The organism is Pseudomonas sp. NFX15 (genome assembly GCF_049132105.1).
Taxonomy (GTDB): domain Bacteria; phylum Pseudomonadota; class Gammaproteobacteria; order Pseudomonadales; family Pseudomonadaceae; genus Aquipseudomonas.
The window spans coordinates 153,000-169,015 of the sequence record NZ_JAFMPV010000004.1 but is presented as its reverse complement, the minus strand read 5'-3'; the positions used below and the strand labels follow the sequence as shown (position 1 = coordinate 169,015).

Here is a 16,016-nt window from a genome sequence, read left to right as displayed (position 1 = left end):
CAGTCGTGTATTACTTCTTGAAGCGCTCAGTCAGGGCATCCGCCACCGCAGGGTGCACGAACTTGGTGATATCGCCGCCCAGGGCTGCAATTTCACGAACCAGCGTCGAAGATATGAATGAGTAACGTTCGGACGGGGTCAGGAACAGGCTTTCCACGTCCGGTGCCAGTTGGCGGTTCATGTTGGCCAGCTGGAATTCATATTCGAAGTCCGACACCGCGCGCAAACCACGCAGGAACACATTGGCATTCTGCTCTTTGGCGAAGTGCGCCAGCAGCGTCGAGAAGCCGACGACTTCCACGTTGGGCAGATGTTTAGTGACCTCGCGCGCCAGCTCCACACGTTGTTCCAGGGGAAACAACGGGTTTTTCTTCGGGCTGGCGGCGACGGCGATGATCACGTGATCGAACAGGCGCGAGGCGCGTTCGACCAGATCGCCATGGCCCTTGGTAATAGGGTCGAAGGTACCTGGGTACAACACTCGGTTCATCGCGTCGTCCTGGCGGGAATCCGTTGGGGAGTCGGATGGTATCGCAGCCTTCCCGGTCGGCCAAGTCGCCTGTTGGGTAAGAAAGCACTATAGACGACGGGAATAATCGTCATGTTCATGGGTTTTTTAAACGCTCGGCCAGGGAAGTCGCCAATTGTGCCGTCAGTCCGTAGACCGACAACTGCGGATTGGCGCCGATACTGGTAGGGAACAGCGAGCCGTCGTGAATCGACAAATTGCCCAGTTGATGGTGCCGGCCGAGGCTGTCGGTCACCGCGTTTGTCGGGTCTTCGCCCATGGCGCAACCGCCCATCACATGGGCACTGCCCAGGCGTGTGCGATACAGCTCCAGGCTCAGGCCGTCGATCAGCGTGCGCGCTTCGGCCAGGCTCTTCACGTAGCGGGCGTCGGCATGCATCGGCATCACAGCCTTGGCGCCGCCAGCAAACTGGATCTCGGCCATGGTGTGGAACGCCCGGCGCAAACCATCCCAGGCGTACGGCGAGAGCTGGTAGTCCAAGACCGGCGTGTCATCGCTGCGCAACTCGACGCTGCCACCGGGGCTGTCCGGGTGAAAGCCGTCGCGCAGCAACGCCAGCATGGCGTGGGTATGCGGCAGGTTGGTCATGTGTTGCGAATTTTCCTGGCCGAAACCGCCGAGCAGCGTCGTGGCGAGTGCCGGGTGCAGGGGCGGCACTTCCAGTTTGAAGGACATCTTGCCGGTGGTGCCGTCCTGCCATTGGAAATGGTCGGAATAGATTGATTGCGGCGCGCCGTAGAACGGGTTGACCACTTCGTCGAATAGCGCCGCCGACATGTTCACCGGGTGCAGGAACGTGCGTTTACCCAGGCACTTGTGCGGGTCAGGCGCAGCGGAACGCATCAGCAATGCCGGGCTGTTGATACCGCCACCAGCCAGCACGAAATGCCGCGCCTTGACCGTGATGATGCGGCCGGTGGGGGCGACGCAGCGCTCATCCATCGCCGAGCATTGCAGGCCGGTGATCTTGTCGCCGCTGATCATGAGTTTTTCGGCGCGGGCCAGGTACAGCAACTCGCCACCTTGTTCCAGGGTCGCCGGAATGGTGGTGACCATCATCGATTGCTTGGCGTTGGTCGGGCAGCCCATGCCGCAGTAGCCGAGGTTCCAGCAGCCGCGGACGTTGCGCGGGATGACGTGCCAGGCGTAATTCAGCGCTTCACAACCCTTGCGGATCACGTCGTTGTTGGCGTTGGGCGGGACCCTCCACGGCGCGACACCCAGGCGTTGCTCCATTTTCTCGAACCACGGCGCCATTTCCGCTGCGCTGTGGCCCTTGACGTTGTGCTCTTTGGCCCAGTGTTCCAGGGTCGGCTCCGGGGTACGAAAACTGGACGTCCAGTTGATCAACGTGGTGCCGCCCACCGCTCGGCCCTGGAGGATGGTGATCGCTCCGTCCTTGCTCATGCGGCCGATGCCTTCCTGATAGAGGCTGCTGTAGGCCTGGTCTTCGAGCATCTTGAAGTCGCTGCTGGTCTTGAGCGGGCCCTCTTCGATAAGCAGCACTTTGTAGCCGGCCGCGCTGAGGATTTCGGCGGTGGTGCCACCGCCGGCACCGCTGCCGATGATCGCCACGTCCGCTTCGAGGATCAGGTTCTGGGTCAGTTGCGAGCCGTTGTAGGTTTTCCAGCCTCGGGCCATGCCTTCGCGGAACGGATCGGGTACGGGCATCTTCAGGTTCTCTTTTTATTTTTGGAAATGTGTTGTGGCGGCTGACACCATCGCGGGCAAGCCACGCTCCCACAGGGTCGAGTCGTTCACAAAAAGGGTGGCCACCCCAAACCTGTGGGAGCGTGGCTTGCCCGCGATGGGCGCGCGGTCTCAGACAGTGGGCGGTCCGGGATACCCGCAATGCGCCCACGACTCCTTGCGCCCGTACCAGGCCATCATCACCAGTTGCAGCAATGAGCTACGGCCCATACGCAACAGGCTCAACGAGCTGTTTTCCCAGCGCTTGAGAAACAGCCGGATATCGTTGGCGCTGGCGTTTTCCCAGCTGCCCCAGATCCCGGTCAACGGTCCGCGGGTCACGGCCATGCCCAGCACATCGAACAGTTGCCGGGTCAGCTTGAGCATTTCTGGCGACAGGTGAGCGAGGTTGTAGTCCAGGCTTTTCAACGTGCCATCGACGGCAGCAGGCAGGCGGTCGGCGGCCACGGCGCCGTCGAGCATCACCGGGATCAACGCCCGCAGAAACGCCAGATCGCCGCTGCGCAACGCGGAGAAACCGTTGGCCGGGACGCTCGACGAACAGCCGCTGAGGCTGGCCCCGAGCCCGGCGGTGGCGAGAAACGCGCTGGCGCCGAGGCTGAATTTGAGCAGCCCGCGCCGTGACAGCGCGGGTGTATCGGACAGACTGGGGTTCATTATTGTTATTACCCGACGGTGACGATCGTTAGCGGATGAACAGCTTCTGGATCAACTTCTGGATCGATTTGCCATACGGCGGATAAATCAGTTTCGCCGCGTTGAACCGCTGTTTGATCAGGACACCCTTGGCCTTGCTGAAGGTCAGGAAGCCTTCGTGGCCGTGGTAATGGCCCATACCCGAGGCACCGATGCCGCCGAACGGCATGTCGTCCTGGGCCACGTGCAGCAGCGTGTCGTTCAGGCACACGCCGCCGGAGTGGGTTTCGTGCAACACGCGTTGTTGTTCACGCTTGTCGTAGCCGAAGTAATACAGCGCCAGTGGGCGAGGGCGCTGGTTGATGTAGGCAAACGCCTGGTCGAGGTCCTTGTACGGCACGATCGGCAGCAGCGGCCCGAAGATCTCGTCCTGCATCACCGTCATGTCGTCAGTGACATTGAGCAAAAGGCTATGGCTCATGCGGCGACCCTGGCCCTGCTCGAACAGCGGCATCAGCAGCGCACCCTTGCTGGTGGCGTCGCTGACATAGCCATTGAGACGCGCCAGTTGTCGCTCGTTGATGATCGCCGTGTAGTCCGGGTTATCGGCCAGTGTCGGATAAAAATTGCGGACGGCGGTGCGATAGGCTTCGACGAAACCACCGACACGCTCCTGCGGCACCAGCACATAGTCCGGGGCCACACAGGTCTGGCCGGCGTTCAGGGTCTTGCCGAAGGCGATGCGCTCGGCGGCGTCCTTGAGCGGCACATCGTTGGAGACGATGGCCGGGGACTTGCCGCCCAGTTCCAGGGTCACCGGGGTCAGGTTTTCTGCCGCGGCACGCATCACGTGCTTGCCGATGCTGGTGGCGCCGGTGAACAGCAGGTGATCGAACGGCAGGCGTGAAAACGCCACGCCCATGTCGGCCTCGCCCAGGACTACGCATACCAGGTCTTCGGGGAAGACTTGCGCCAGCAGACGCTTCATCAGCAGGCCGGTCGCGGGGGTCGACTCGCTGAGCTTGAGCATCACCCGGTTGCCCGCCGACAGTGCGCCGACCAACGGCCCGATGGCCAGGTACAGCGGATAGTTCCACGGCACGATGACCCCGATCACGCCCAGTGGCTGATACACCACTTTCGCCGAGGCCGGCTGGAAGGCTGCGCCGACCTTGCGCCGGGAGGGTTTCATCCAGCCATTGAGGTGTTTGCTGGCGTAATGGATGCCATGCAGGCTGGGCATCAGTTCGGCGAGCAGGGTTTCATCGGCGCTGCGATGGCTGAAGTCCTGGCTGATCGCATCGATCAGGGCCTGGCGTTCTCTGTTCAATAAGTCCTTCAGTGCCTTGAGCCATTGTTGACGCTGCGCAGCGGGCGGCATCGGGTTGGCGGCGTACGCGGCGCGCTGGCCATCGAACAGCGCCTGAAGCGCTTCCAGCGGCTGCTGAAGGTTCTGCAGGTAGGAAATGTCAGCAGTCATGGTCGGCTCCGGATTTATTGTAATGAGGCACTTTTTAGAGTCTATGCTCTAGAAAGTCAAATGACATCCAGCAACAGCTTTGTTTTATCCGCCCGCGGATAGAACTAAGATGCCCGTCAACGCACTCTGAATTAAAGCTCAAGCCATGGCCCCACGGATCAAAACCAGCGAGCGCATCGTGCAGAACAGCCTGGAGCTGTTCAATCAACAGGGCGAGCGCAGCATCAGCACCAACCACATCGCTGCCCACATGGAAATTTCCCCGGGCAACCTGTATTACCACTTCCCTAACAAGCAGGCGATCATCGCCGTGCTGTTCAGCGAATACGAAAGCCTGGTGGACAGCTTCCTGCGCCCGCCCCAGGGTCGGGCCGCCACGGTCGAAGACAAGCGCTTCTACCTCAAGGAGCTGCTGGCGGCGATGTGGCGCTACCGCTTCCTGCACCGTGACCTCGAACACTTGCTCGACAGCGACCCTGTCCTGGCCGACCGTTATCGACGATTTTCTCAGCGTTGCCTGATCCAGGGTGCGGCGATCTACGAAGGTTTTGTCGCCGCCGGCATCCTGAAGATGGACAAGGTGCAGATCGAGTCGCTGACCCTCAATGCCTGGATCATCCTCACCTCCTGGGTACGTTTCCTGTGCACCACGCGGGAGAACTCCAACCATCTCAGCGAGCAGGCCATCAAGCGTGGGGTTTACCAGGTGCTGGTGCTGGAAGCCGGGTTCGTCACCGATGAGGCCCGCGATGCGGTCAACGCCCTGTTCGAAGAGTTTTACGTGCCCTTGGCCCAGGCGCTCGAGGAAGTGTCGTAGGATCGAATTCGAAAACCATCACAGGAGCCCGTTATGCCCATTGCGCAACTGATCAGCCCGCAAGCACTGGACCTGAAAAAGGACCAGCCGGGGCTGGTGATTCTGGATTGTCGTTTTGCCCTCGAGGACCCGGATTACGGCCAGCGCAGCTACGCCGAAGGGCACATCGCAGGCTCCCGCTACGCCGACCTTGAGCGTGACTTGAGTGGCGCGGTGGTCAAGGGTGTGACCGGGCGTCATCCATTGCCTGAGCCGGCGCAGTTGATCGAGCGCCTGCAAGCCTGGGGCATCGACGCCGACAGCGAAGTGGTGCTGTACGACGACGGTCCGGGTGCCTTTGCGGCGCGGGCGTGGTGGTTGCTGGCCTGGCTGGGCAAGCGCGACGGCGTGTCTATCCTTGATGGCGGGCTCAAGGCCTGGCACGCGGCGGGTTTGCCGCTGAGCCTGGATGCGCCGGCGATTGCCCGTGGCACCTTCACCGGCACACCCGACGCTGCATTGCTGATCGATGCCGAACAACTGCAAAAGCGCCTCGCCAGGCCAGACCTGACCCTGCTCGATGCGCGTGCACTGCCGCGTTTCAAAGGTGAAGTCGAGCCAATTGATCCGGTCGCCGGGCACATTCCCGGTGCCCAGTGTGCGGCGTTTACCGACAACCTGGGCGCAGACGGTCGCTTCCTGCCGGCCGATCAGCTCAAACAGCGTTTCGCCGCGAAATTGGGCGGGCGCTCGCCGACTGAATTGGTGGCGTACTGCGGCTCCGGCGTGACGGCGTGCCACAACCTGTTCGCGCTGTGCCTGGCCGGTTATCCGCTGGGTTCGTTGTATGCCGGCTCGTGGAGCGAGTGGATCAACGACCCCGCACACGGCATCGCCACCGGCGAATAAACACAAGTCCCCGTAGGAGCTGGCTTGCCAGCGAAGAGGCCGTGTCAGTCAGCACTCGTGTAGCTGACCCACCGCTTCGCTGGCAAGCCAGCTCCTACAGGGGGGGTGTTGCTATCAGGATCCAGGTGATTGCCGGGCCGTGCGATACGCCGCTGGCCCCACGCCATACACCTGCTTGAACTGCCGGCTCAGGTGACTCTGGTCGGCAAACCCCAGTTGCATCGCCACTTCCAGCGGCAGACAACCGCTCTGCAATAACGCCCGCGCCCGGGCGATGCGCTGTTGCATCAGCCATGTGTGCGGCGGCATGCCGGTGGCGTGGCGGAACACCCGGGCGAAATGAAAGGGCGAGAGATTCACCGCAGCGGCCAGTTCTTCCAGCGATGGCGGCGCGGCCAATTGCGCGTGCAACAAGTCCTTGGCCAGACCGACGGCGCGGTGTTCCTTGCCGGGTTTGCCCGCATCAGGCACCGCGGCGTGGCGTTGCAATAGCGACAGCACCAGTTCGCGCCATGCAGTTTGTTGCTGCAAAGCGGTGGCCGGGCTTTCCAGCAGGCGGTGGAGTTGGCAGAAGCCGTTCACCAGATCGTGATCGCGGTACAGCGTGGCGCCGAAAGCCGGCAGGTGCTGAGTCGGCAGTTCGAGTTCGGCCAGCAGCGAGGTGATTTGTCCGCTGTCCGGATAAAACGCCCGGTACAGCCAGCCGTCATCGGTGCCTTTGTGGCCGGTGTGCAATTCATCGGGATTGATCAACACCAGCGTGCCGCTGCCCGCCAGATGTTCAGCGCCGCGATAGCGATAACGTTGGGCGCCGGCCATGATCATGCCGATCACATAGCCGTCATGCACGTGGGGCGCGAAGCGTTGATCGATGTAGCGGGCAGACAGCAATTCGACCCCGGCCAGAGGCGGGGTTTGCCAGAAATGGATCGACTCGCCGGGCTGCGTGTTCATGACTCACACACGCCCTGCGGCGGCCAGCCATGCGGGGATGCGCCGTTCCAGGTAGTAACCCGGTTGCCTGAGCGTGCCGTCGACGAAGCCGACATGCCCGCCCCTGGCTTGCAGTTCGAATTGCGTGCAGGCCGACAACTCATCGGCCTGCGGCAGGCTGTGGGGAAACACAAAGGGGTCGTCGGCGGCCTGAATCATCAGGGTCGGCGTACGAATTTCGCCGAGGAAGTAACGGCTGGAAGCGCGGCGGTAATAGTCCTCGGCATCGGCGAAGCCGTGCAACGGCGCGGTGACGCGACCGTCGAAGTCCCAGAAGGTGCGCATGTTTTCCAGCGAGCCGAGGGCCGCCAGCGCGGCCAGGCCATCTTCGCGCCCATCGTGTTGGAACTGGCGCTGCTTGTTCTTGATGTAGGCGACCATCTCGCGCATGAAATGCGCCTGGTAAACCTTGGAGAAGCCTTGGCCGATGCGGTCCGCGCACTGGTCCAGGCGAAACGGCACCGACACCGCCACGGCGCCCGTCACGCCACTGTCGTTGCCGGTCTCGCCCAAGTGTTTGAGCAAGACGTTGCCGCCCAATGAGTAGCCGACGGCATACAGCGGCGCGAGCGGGCGCTTGGCCCGCAGGTGCCGGATGGTTTCGGCCAGGTCTTCGCTGGCGCCCGAGTGGTAGCTGCGCGGCAATAGGTTGGGTTCGCCCGAGCAACCGCGCCAGTTCAACGCAACACTGGCCCAGCCTTGGTCGGCCAAGGCTTTTTGCATGCCGGCGACATAAGGCGAATTCGACGATCCGGTGAGCCCGTGCAACACCAGCACCAAGGGTGCATCGGCGCTGTGCGGGCCGTGCCAGTCGAGGTCGAGAAAATCGCCATCTTCAAGCCACAGGCGCTCGCGTTCACGCTCGATGTGCACGGTTTTACGCCACAGCGGCCCCCACAAGGTTTGCAAGTGCGGGTTGCCGAGGCCGAAGGCGGGGGTGAAGCGTTCTGGCGGATGGGGCACGTTCTTTCTCGAGGCAGCGGTGCGTAGCGGGTACGCACCTTGTTCAGGCCGGACGGTTACCCGGCGATCTCTGCCATACGTTGCCACAACGAGTAGTAGACGCGCCCGGATTTCTGCTCGCGGTGCAAGCGCCAGTTCTGCGGCAGTCCCAGGGTCGACGGCGCGGACTCGCTTTCGGTGTACACCCAGGCATCTTCGGCCAGCCATTGGCGCTCTTCGAGCAACTTGCAAACGGCGGGCAGCAGGTTCTGGTTGAACGGCGGGTCGAGGAACACCAGGTCGTAGGCCGTGGCGGTCTGGGTTTCCAGGTAGCGCAGGGCATCGGCGGTCTGCACCTGGCCGTTGCTGCAACGCAGCGTGCCCAGGTGTTCCTTCAGGCTGGACACCGCGATACTGCTGGCGTCCAGCGCCTGGCCCATGGCCGCGCCACGGGACAAGGCTTCGAGGAACAGTGCGCCGCTGCCGGTGAACGGGTCGAGCACCTTGGCGCCCGGCACATACGGCGCGAGCCAGTTGAACAGGGTTTCGCGCACCCGGTCCGGCGTCGGGCGCAGGCCCGGGGCGTCGGGGAAGCTCAACTTGCGGCTGCGCCATTCGCCGCCGATGATGCGCAACTGGTTGACGCCGTTATGGACGTTCTTGGCGGGTTTTTTAGGGTGGGCCATTAATGCTCCGGAACCCCGAGCGGCTGCTCGGAAGGTTTATCAGTGGGGGCCGGTAACGGCTTTTGCGGCACGGTCGGGCCAGCGCTGACGATGACCATTTTGTCCGTGCTCAGGTGTTTGGTCATCGCCGCTTTGACCTGCTCGACGGTCAGGGCCTGGGACTGCTGCATGAAGTCTTCCAGGTGGCTCAACGGCAAATCGTAGAAGCCGATGGCGCCGAGCTGCCCGACGATGTCGGCGTTGCTGGCGGTGGACAGCGGGAAGCTGCCGGCCAGTTCGCGTTTGGCGTCGTCGAGTTCTTTTTCGGTCGGGCCGGTTTTAAGGTAGTCGGCCAGTACATCCTGCACCAGTTTCAGCGTGCCTTCGCTCATTTCGGCGCGGGTTTGCAGGTTGATCATGAACGGGCCACGCGCCTGCATCGGGGTGAAGCCCGAATACACGCCGTAGGTCAGGCCACGTTTCTCGCGCACTTCGCTCATCAAGCGGGTGCCGAAACCACCGCCACCGAGGATCTGGTTGCCCATGGACAGCGCCGCGTAGTCCGGGTCGTCGCGGTCGATGCCCAATTGCGAAAGCATCAGGGTGGTCTGCTTGGACGGGAACTCGATGTGGCCGACGCTGGCCTTGGGCTCGACCGGTTGCGCGATCTTCGGCAAGGCCGGGCCTTTGGGCAGGGCGCTGGAAACCTGAGCGGCAATCGCCTCGGCTTCTGCGCGGGACAGGTCGCCGACCAGCGCGATCACCACGTTGCCGGCGGCATAGGCTTTCTGGTGAAAGGCACGCAACTGGGCCACGGTGATCGCCGGCACGGTTTTCGCCGTACCCTCGCTGGAGTGCGCGTACGGGTGATCGCCGTACAAGCGGTTCATCAATTCCAGGCTCGCCAGTTTTCCGGGGTTCTGCTTCTGGTATTCGAAACCGGCGAGGATCTGGTTCTTGATGCGGGCCAGTGAGTCGGCCGGGAAGGTCGGCTTGCCGATGACTTCGGCGAACAGCTTCAGGGCCGGTTCGCGTTTGTCCTTGGCGCTGAGGCTGCGCAGCGAAGCGACGGCCATGTCCTTGTAGGCACCGTTACCGAAATCCGCACCCAGGCCTTCGAAGCCCTGGGCGATGGCGCCGACATCCTTGCCGGCCACGCCTTCATTGAGCATGGCGTTGGTCAGGACGGCCAGGCCCGGTGCATTGCCGTCCTGGCTGCTACCGGCGGCAAAGATCAGACGCATGTCGAACATCGGCAACTCATGGGCTTCGACGAACAGCACTTTGGTGCCGTCAGCGGTGTTCCAGGTTTGCACATCCAGTTTGCGATGGTCCGGTGCCTTGCCATTGAGTTCGGCCAGCGATTGCAGTTTCTGGCTGGCCTTGGCCTTGTCGAGGGCTTCGCTGGCATTGGTTTCGCCAGGGCGCGACAGATAGAACGCGGCAGAACCGAAGACGGCCACGGCGACCAGGCCGATCACGGCCAGACGGGATTTTTTACGCTCACTCATGAGGCGTCTCCAGGGGCAGTACATGGGCGACGCTGAGACGTTCGCGGGTGAAATACAGCTTGGCGGCTTTCTGAATATCTTCCGGGGTCACGCTTTCAAGGTCAGCAAGTTCGGTGTCCATCAGCTTCCACGACAGGCCGACGGTTTCCAGTTGGCCAATGGCGGTAGCCTGGCTGGTGATCGAGTCGCGCTCGTAGACCAGGCCAGCAATTACCTGCGCCCGCACCCGCTCGAGTTCTTCGGCCGTCGGGGCGGTGGTTTTCAACTGGTCGAGCAGCTTCCACAAACCGGCTTCGGCCTGGGCGATGGTCTTGTGCTTCTGCGAGTTTGGCGAGGCCGACAGGGTGAACAGGCTGTCGCCACGGGTATAGGCGTCGTAGCTCGACGAACCGCCGGACACCAGCTCTTCGCCACGCTCCAGCTGGGTCGGAATACGCCCGCTGTAGCCGCCGTCGAGCAGCGCCGAGATCAAGCGCAGGGCGTTGACCAGCCGTTTGTCATCAGCCGTGGCAATGCTCGGCACATTGAAGCCCAGCATCAGGCTCGGCAGTTGGGTCTGCACGTGCAGGGTGATTTGGCGTTCACCGGGCTCGGCCAGTTCCAACGGTTGTTTCGCCGGTGGCACATCGCGTTTCGGGATCGGCCCGAAATAGCGCTGGGCGAGGGATTTCACTTCGTCCGGGGTGACATCGCCGACCACCACCAGCGTGGCGTTGTTCGGTACGTACCAGGACTGGTACCAGTGACGCAGCTCTTCGACGCTCATCCGGTCGAGGTCTGCCATCCAGCCAATGGTCGGCGTGTGGTAGCCGCTGGCCGGGTAGGCCATGGCCTTGAAGCGCTCGTAGGCCTTGGACATCGGCTTGTCGTCGGTGCGCAGGCGCCGTTCTTCCTTGATGACTTCGATTTCCTTGGCGAACTCGTCGGCCGGCAGACGCAGGCTGGCCATGCGGTCGGCTTCCAGTTCGAAGGCCACGCCCAGGCGGTCGCGGGCCAGCACTTGGTAATAAGCCGTGAAGTCATCGCTGGTGAAGGCGTTCTCTTCAGCGCCGAGGTCGCGCAGGATCAACGACGCTTCGCCGGGGCCGACTTTCTCGCTGCCCTTGAACATCATGTGTTCCAGGGCGTGGGACAGGCCGGTCTGGCCGGGCGTTTCGTAGCTGGAGCCGACCTTGTACCAGACCTGGGACACCACCACGGGCGCTCGATGGTCTTCGCGCACGATTACCTTCAGACCGTTGTCCAGGGTGAATTCGTGGGTGGGTTGCGGGTCGGCAGCCAGGGCCGAAAGGGGCAGGCAAACTGTGCTGAGCAGCAGGCCTGCGGCGCGGCGGGCTAGAGCATTCATTCGTTTTTAAACCTTTGGGGCTGTCCGCATGGTCTTAGCCTAGGCGGGCGAGGAGGTGCTAGGATACTGATCCGTTTTACTGGCGGCCACGCCTATCAGGCCTTTGATCGGCCTGCGGGTTGCATGGGTTACCGGCAGAAGCTTTGAGTTTGTCAGCTAAACTCTGTGTTTTCGCCGACGATGCCGTTCCAGTCCTTCGTATTAGTCGACCTTTGGGGTACCAGCAGTACCTCGACAAAATGTTGCGCGTGAACAAGCTGGGTCAATCGCAGTCTGTTCTGCATCGAATATTTATTTGCCGGGGCGCCATTGGCGCGTCGCTACCGTGAGATAGCCGTCCTCCATGTTTGGTTCCAACGACGACAAGAAGACCCCAGCTGCGGCTGGCGAGAAAAAAAGCCTGTTCGGATGGCTGCGCAAAAAACCGCAGGAACCCGCCGTCGAACAGCCACAACCGATTCCCGAGCCTGAGCCGGCAGCTGTTATAGAAGAAGCGCCTGCGCCGGTGGTCCTGCCGATTGCCGAGCCGGTACTGCAACCGACAGCTGAAGTTGTTTCTGAACCCGTCGCTGAAGTTGCCACCGAGCAGCCGCTGACCCCGGCGAGCGAGCCGTGGTTGACCTTGCCGGTCGCGGAAGAGCCGGTGGCGCTGGTCGAAAACGATTTGGCGCCGCATGTGACGCCAGCGATTCCGGCACCGAGTGCGTTTACGCCTGGGCCGGTTGAAGTGCCAGCGGTCGAGCCGGTTGTTGCGCCAGTCGTAGTGGCCGAGCCTGAGCCGGTTGCTCCGGTTGCTCCCGTGGTCCAGGCACCTGCGCCAGTACCCACTCCTGTTGCTGCACCGGTCGTCACTCCCCTCGAAACCCCGGTCGAGCCAGTGCGCAGCGAAGAAACCAAAGCCGGTTTCTTCGCCCGCCTCAAGCAGGGCCTGTCCAAAACCAGCGCCAGTATCGGCGAAGGCATGGCCAGCCTGTTCCTGGGCAAGAAGGCCATCGATGACGAACTGCTCGAAGACCTCGAAACCCGTTTGCTGACCGCCGACGTCGGGGTCGAAGCCACGTCGGTGATCATTCAGCGCCTGACGCAAAAGGTCGCCCGCAAGGAGCTGGCCGATTCCGATGCGTTGTACAAGTCCTTGCAAGCCGAGCTGGCCGCGATGCTCAAGCCCGTTGAGCAGCCGCTGAAAATCAACTCGCAGAACAAGCCGTTCGTGATTCTGGTGGTCGGCGTCAACGGCGCCGGCAAGACCACGACCATCGGCAAACTGGCTAAGAAGCTGCAGCTCGATGGCAAAAAAGTCATGCTCGCCGCCGGCGACACCTTCCGCGCCGCCGCTGTTGAGCAATTGCAGGTCTGGGGTGAGCGCAACAAGATCCCGGTGATCGCCCAGCACACTGGCGCCGACTCGGCCTCGGTGATCTTCGACGCTGTGCAAGCCGCCAAGGCGCGTGGCATCGATGTGCTGATCGCCGACACCGCCGGTCGGCTGCACACCAAAGACAACCTGATGGAAGAACTGAAAAAGGTTCGCCGGGTAATCGGCAAGCTCGATGCCGACGCGCCACACGAAGTGTTACTGGTGCTCGACGCCGGTACCGGCCAGAACGCCATCAACCAGGCCAAGCAATTCAACCAGACCGTCGAACTGACCGGCCTGGCATTGACTAAACTCGACGGCACCGCCAAGGGCGGGGTGATTTTCGCCCTGGCCAAGCAGTTCGGCTTGCCGATCCGCTACATCGGTGTCGGCGAAGGCATCGATGATTTGCGTACCTTTGAAGCAGAACCCTTTGTCCAGGCCTTGTTTGCCGAGCGGGAGCGTTCATGATTCGTTTCGAACAGGTCGGTAAACGCTACCCGAACGGTCACGTCGGCTTGCATGAGCTGAGCTTTCGAGTCCGTCGTGGCGAGTTCTTGTTTGTGACCGGCCATTCCGGCGCCGGTAAATCCACTCTGTTGCGCCTGTTGCTGGCGATGGAGCGCCCAACCAGCGGCAAATTGCTGCTCGCCGGGCAAGACCTGAGCACCATCAGTAACGCGCAGATTCCCTTCCTGCGCCGGCAGATTGGCGTGGTGTTCCAGAATCACCAGCTGCTGTTCGATCGCACCGTATTCAATAACGTCGCGCTGCCGTTGCAGATCCTCGGCCTGTCCAAGGCCGAGATCGCCAAGCGCGTGGATTCGGCCCTGGAGCGTGTGGCGCTGTCGGATAAAACCGATCTGTACCCGGGCGACCTGTCCACCGGTCAGCAACAACGCGTCGGCATCGCCCGCGCCATCGTCCATCGCCCGGCCTTGCTGCTGGCGGACGAACCGACCGGTAACCTCGACCCGCGTCTGGCCGCTGAAATCATGGGCGTATTCGAAGACATCAACCGGCTGGGCACCAGCGTGCTGATCGCCAGTCACGACCTGGCCCTGATCGCCCGCATGCGCCACCGCATGTTGACGCTGCAGCGCGGTCGATTGATCGGCGACGGGGAGGCTGCAGAATGAGCGCAACACGTAGCCCCAAGGTTTCCGAGCGCGTGGCCCCGAAAGCCGCCGACCCGCAGCCGAAGAAGAAAAAACACGACGATGACGATGGGCCGGACTTCGCCACGTTGTTCCGGGCCTGGATCGAAAGCCATCGCGCAAGCATGGTCGACAGCCTGCGCCGCCTGGGCAAGCAGCCCATCGGCAGCTTTTTCACCTGCATGGTGATGGCGGTGGCCCTGAGCTTGCCGATGGGCCTGTCACTTTTGCTCAATAACGTCGAGCGCCTGGGCGGTTCCTGGCAGCGTGCGGCGCAGATTTCCTTGTATCTGGAGCTTGAGGCCAAGCCGGCGGAAGGCGAAGCACTGCGCGATCAGATCAAAGGCATGCCGGGCGTCGCCGACGCCGAATATGTCAGCCGCGAACAGGCGCTGGAAGAGTTCCAGCAACAGTCCGGGCTGGGCGAGGCGCTCAAGGAGTTGCCGGAGAACCCGCTGCCGGGCGTGGTTCTGGTGACCCCGAACGAAGTCGACAAGCCCGCGCTTGAAGCATTAAGACAAAAACTATCCGAGCTGCCCAAGGTACAACAGGCGCAACTTGATCTAGTCTGGGTCGAGCGTCTGGCAGCCATCCTCAAGCTGGGTGACCGTTTTGTCTTTGGCCTGACCGTGCTGCTGGTTTCTGCATTACTTTTGGTGATAGGCAATACCATTCGTCTTCATATTGAAAACCGCCGCACAGAGATAGAAGTGATTAAACTGGTTGGCGGCACGGACAGCTATGTACGCAGGCCCTTTCTATACATGGGCGCGCTGTATGGCTTCGGTGCGGGGATATTGTCTTGGGGCGTACTGGCGTTTGGCCTCGATTGGCTGAACGATGCCGTGGTAGGGCTGGCCGGTTTGTATGGCAGTAATTTTGCGCTGGCCGGTGTGCCAGTTGCCGACGGTCTGTCTCTCTTGCTTGGCGCGGTGCTGTTGGGGTATATCGGTGCATGGATTGCAGTCGCACGCCACCTGAGGGAGCTTGCGCCTAAGTAGTATCATTTTGCTCGTATTGACCTTTCAGCGTTTATGGGTTTTAGGGAACTTGTCTTTCAGTTTCCGGTCAATTTTCGCAGTGCTGAACTGCACGAGTTTGTAAGTCGGAGGTTTTTTCGTATGACCAATTCTTTGCAACCTGCCTATGCGCTGGTCCCGGGTGCGAACCTGGAAGCCTATGTGCACACCGTCAACAGCATTCCATTGCTGTCGCCGGAGCAGGAGCGTGAACTGGCCGAGAGTCTCTATTATGAGCAGGATTTGGGGGCGGCTCGGCAGATGGTGCTCGCCCACCTGCGTTTTGTCGTACATATCGCCCGTAGCTATTCCGGCTACGGCCTGGCTCAGGCTGACCTGATCCAGGAAGGCAACGTCGGCCTGATGAAGGCTGTAAAGCGCTTCAACCCGGAAATGGGCGTGCGCCTGGTGTCCTTCGCCGTGCACTGGATCAAGGCGGAAATCCACGAGTTCATCCTGCGCAACTGGCGCATCGTGAAAGTCGCGACCACCAAGGCCCAGCGCAAGTTGTTCTTCAACCTGCGCAGCCAGAAGAAGCGTCTGGCCTGGTTGAACAATGAGGAAGTCCATCGCGTAGCCGAAAGCCTGGGCGTTGAGCCTCGGGAAGTGCGCGAGATGGAAAGCCGCCTGACCGGCCATGACATGGCCTTCGACCCGGCTGCCGAAGCGGACGACGACAGTGCATTCCAGTCGCCGGCCAACTATCTGGAAGACCACCGGTACGACCCGGCCCGTCAGCTGGAAGACGCCGACTGGAGCGACAACTCCAACCACAACCTGCACGAGGCGCTGGAAGTGCTGGACGACCGCAGCCGTGACATCCTCTACCAGCGTTGGCTGGCAGAAGAAAAAGCCACGCTGCATGACCTGGCGCAGAAGTACAACGTGTCAGCCGAGCGAATTCGTCAGCTCGAGAAGAGCGCGATGAACAAGCTCAAGTTGTCGATTGCCGCGTAACCGGCA

At 61.9% G+C, this 16,016-nt stretch carries 15 protein-coding genes; 6 read left to right on the top strand and 9 right to left on the bottom strand.

Going from position 1 to position 16,016, the window contains the following annotated elements; genetic code table 11:
- Positions 1 to 10 precede the first annotated feature (10 nt).
- The 4 genes from coaD to J1D76_RS06120 all read right to left on the bottom strand — a co-directional run bounded on the left by coaD (position 11) and on the right by J1D76_RS06120 (position 4,356).
- Entirely contained in the window at positions 11 to 490 is a 480-nt protein-coding gene (gene coaD, locus J1D76_RS06135; protein WP_007975368.1) for a pantetheine-phosphate adenylyltransferase, read from the bottom strand.
- 115 nt (positions 491 to 605) lie between these two features.
- A complete protein-coding gene (locus J1D76_RS06130) occupies positions 606 to 2,201 on the bottom strand; it encodes a GMC family oxidoreductase N-terminal domain-containing protein (RefSeq protein WP_421137503.1) in 1,596 nt (531 codons plus the stop codon).
- 150 nt (positions 2,202 to 2,351) lie between these two features.
- A complete protein-coding gene (locus J1D76_RS06125) occupies positions 2,352 to 2,897 on the bottom strand; it encodes a twin-arginine translocation pathway signal protein (protein WP_421137502.1) in 546 nt (181 codons plus the stop codon).
- A 28-nt stretch (positions 2,898 to 2,925) separates the two neighbouring features.
- Complete coding sequence (locus tag J1D76_RS06120; protein WP_421137501.1) at positions 2,926 to 4,356, bottom strand: coniferyl aldehyde dehydrogenase; 1,431 nt, start codon at positions 4,354 to 4,356, stop codon at positions 2,926 to 2,928.
- 145 nt (positions 4,357 to 4,501) lie between these two features.
- On the opposite strand from J1D76_RS06120, the gene J1D76_RS06115 reads away from it, so the two are divergent.
- Complete coding sequence (locus tag J1D76_RS06115; protein WP_421137500.1) at positions 4,502 to 5,173, top strand: TetR/AcrR family transcriptional regulator; 672 nt, start codon at positions 4,502 to 4,504, stop codon at positions 5,171 to 5,173.
- 33 nt (positions 5,174 to 5,206) lie between these two features.
- Complete coding sequence (locus J1D76_RS06110) at positions 5,207 to 6,061, top strand: sulfurtransferase (protein ID WP_421137499.1); 855 nt, start codon at positions 5,207 to 5,209, stop codon at positions 6,059 to 6,061.
- A gap of 114 nt (positions 6,062 to 6,175) precedes the next feature.
- On the opposite strand, the gene J1D76_RS06105 is transcribed toward J1D76_RS06110, so the two are convergent.
- Genes J1D76_RS06105 through J1D76_RS06085 form a run of 5 tightly spaced genes read right to left on the bottom strand, consistent with a single transcriptional unit; the run spans position 6,176 to position 11,520 of the window.
- Positions 6,176 to 7,015 (bottom strand): AraC family ligand binding domain-containing protein, encoded by an 840-nt coding sequence (locus J1D76_RS06105; RefSeq protein ID WP_421137498.1) that lies wholly within the window; start codon positions 7,013 to 7,015, stop codon positions 6,176 to 6,178.
- Positions 7,016 to 7,018: 3 nt separating this feature from the next.
- Entirely contained in the window at positions 7,019 to 8,017 is a 999-nt protein-coding gene (locus tag J1D76_RS06100; protein ID WP_421137497.1) for a hydrolase, read from the bottom strand.
- Between the two features lie 56 nt (positions 8,018 to 8,073).
- Entirely contained in the window at positions 8,074 to 8,682 is a 609-nt protein-coding gene (rsmD, locus tag J1D76_RS06095) for a 16S rRNA (guanine(966)-N(2))-methyltransferase RsmD (RefSeq protein ID WP_421137496.1), read from the bottom strand.
- Positions 8,682 to 10,172 carry a M16 family metallopeptidase gene (locus J1D76_RS06090; protein WP_421137495.1) on the bottom strand — a complete coding sequence of 497 codons (1,491 nt, stop codon included), beginning with the start codon at positions 10,170 to 10,172 and terminating at the stop codon, positions 8,682 to 8,684. The genes rsmD and J1D76_RS06090 overlap by 1 nt, the downstream gene beginning before the upstream one ends.
- Positions 10,165 to 11,520: a M16 family metallopeptidase gene (locus J1D76_RS06085; RefSeq protein ID WP_421137494.1), complete on the bottom strand. Its 1,356-nt coding sequence runs from the start codon at positions 11,518 to 11,520 to the stop codon at positions 10,165 to 10,167. The genes J1D76_RS06090 and J1D76_RS06085 overlap by 8 nt, the downstream gene beginning before the upstream one ends.
- A gap of 343 nt (positions 11,521 to 11,863) precedes the next feature.
- On the opposite strand from J1D76_RS06085, the gene ftsY reads away from it, so the two are divergent.
- From ftsY to rpoH, 4 genes are all read left to right on the top strand, one after another.
- Positions 11,864 to 13,348 carry a signal recognition particle-docking protein FtsY gene (gene ftsY, locus J1D76_RS06080; protein WP_421137493.1) on the top strand — a complete coding sequence of 495 codons (1,485 nt, stop codon included), beginning with the start codon at positions 11,864 to 11,866 and terminating at the stop codon, positions 13,346 to 13,348.
- The gene (ftsE, locus tag J1D76_RS06075) at positions 13,345 to 14,016 is read left to right on the top strand and encodes a cell division ATP-binding protein FtsE (RefSeq protein ID WP_095057385.1); all 672 of its coding nucleotides are present in this window, start codon (positions 13,345 to 13,347) and stop codon (positions 14,014 to 14,016) included. The genes ftsY and ftsE overlap by 4 nt, the downstream gene beginning before the upstream one ends.
- A complete protein-coding gene (ftsX, locus tag J1D76_RS06070; RefSeq protein WP_421137492.1) occupies positions 14,013 to 15,035 on the top strand; it encodes a permease-like cell division protein FtsX in 1,023 nt (340 codons plus the stop codon). The genes ftsE and ftsX overlap by 4 nt, the downstream gene beginning before the upstream one ends.
- 120 nt (positions 15,036 to 15,155) lie before the next feature.
- Positions 15,156 to 16,010 (top strand): RNA polymerase sigma factor RpoH, encoded by an 855-nt coding sequence (gene rpoH / locus J1D76_RS06065; protein WP_007975386.1) that lies wholly within the window; start codon positions 15,156 to 15,158, stop codon positions 16,008 to 16,010.
- Positions 16,011 to 16,016 lie beyond the last annotated feature (6 nt).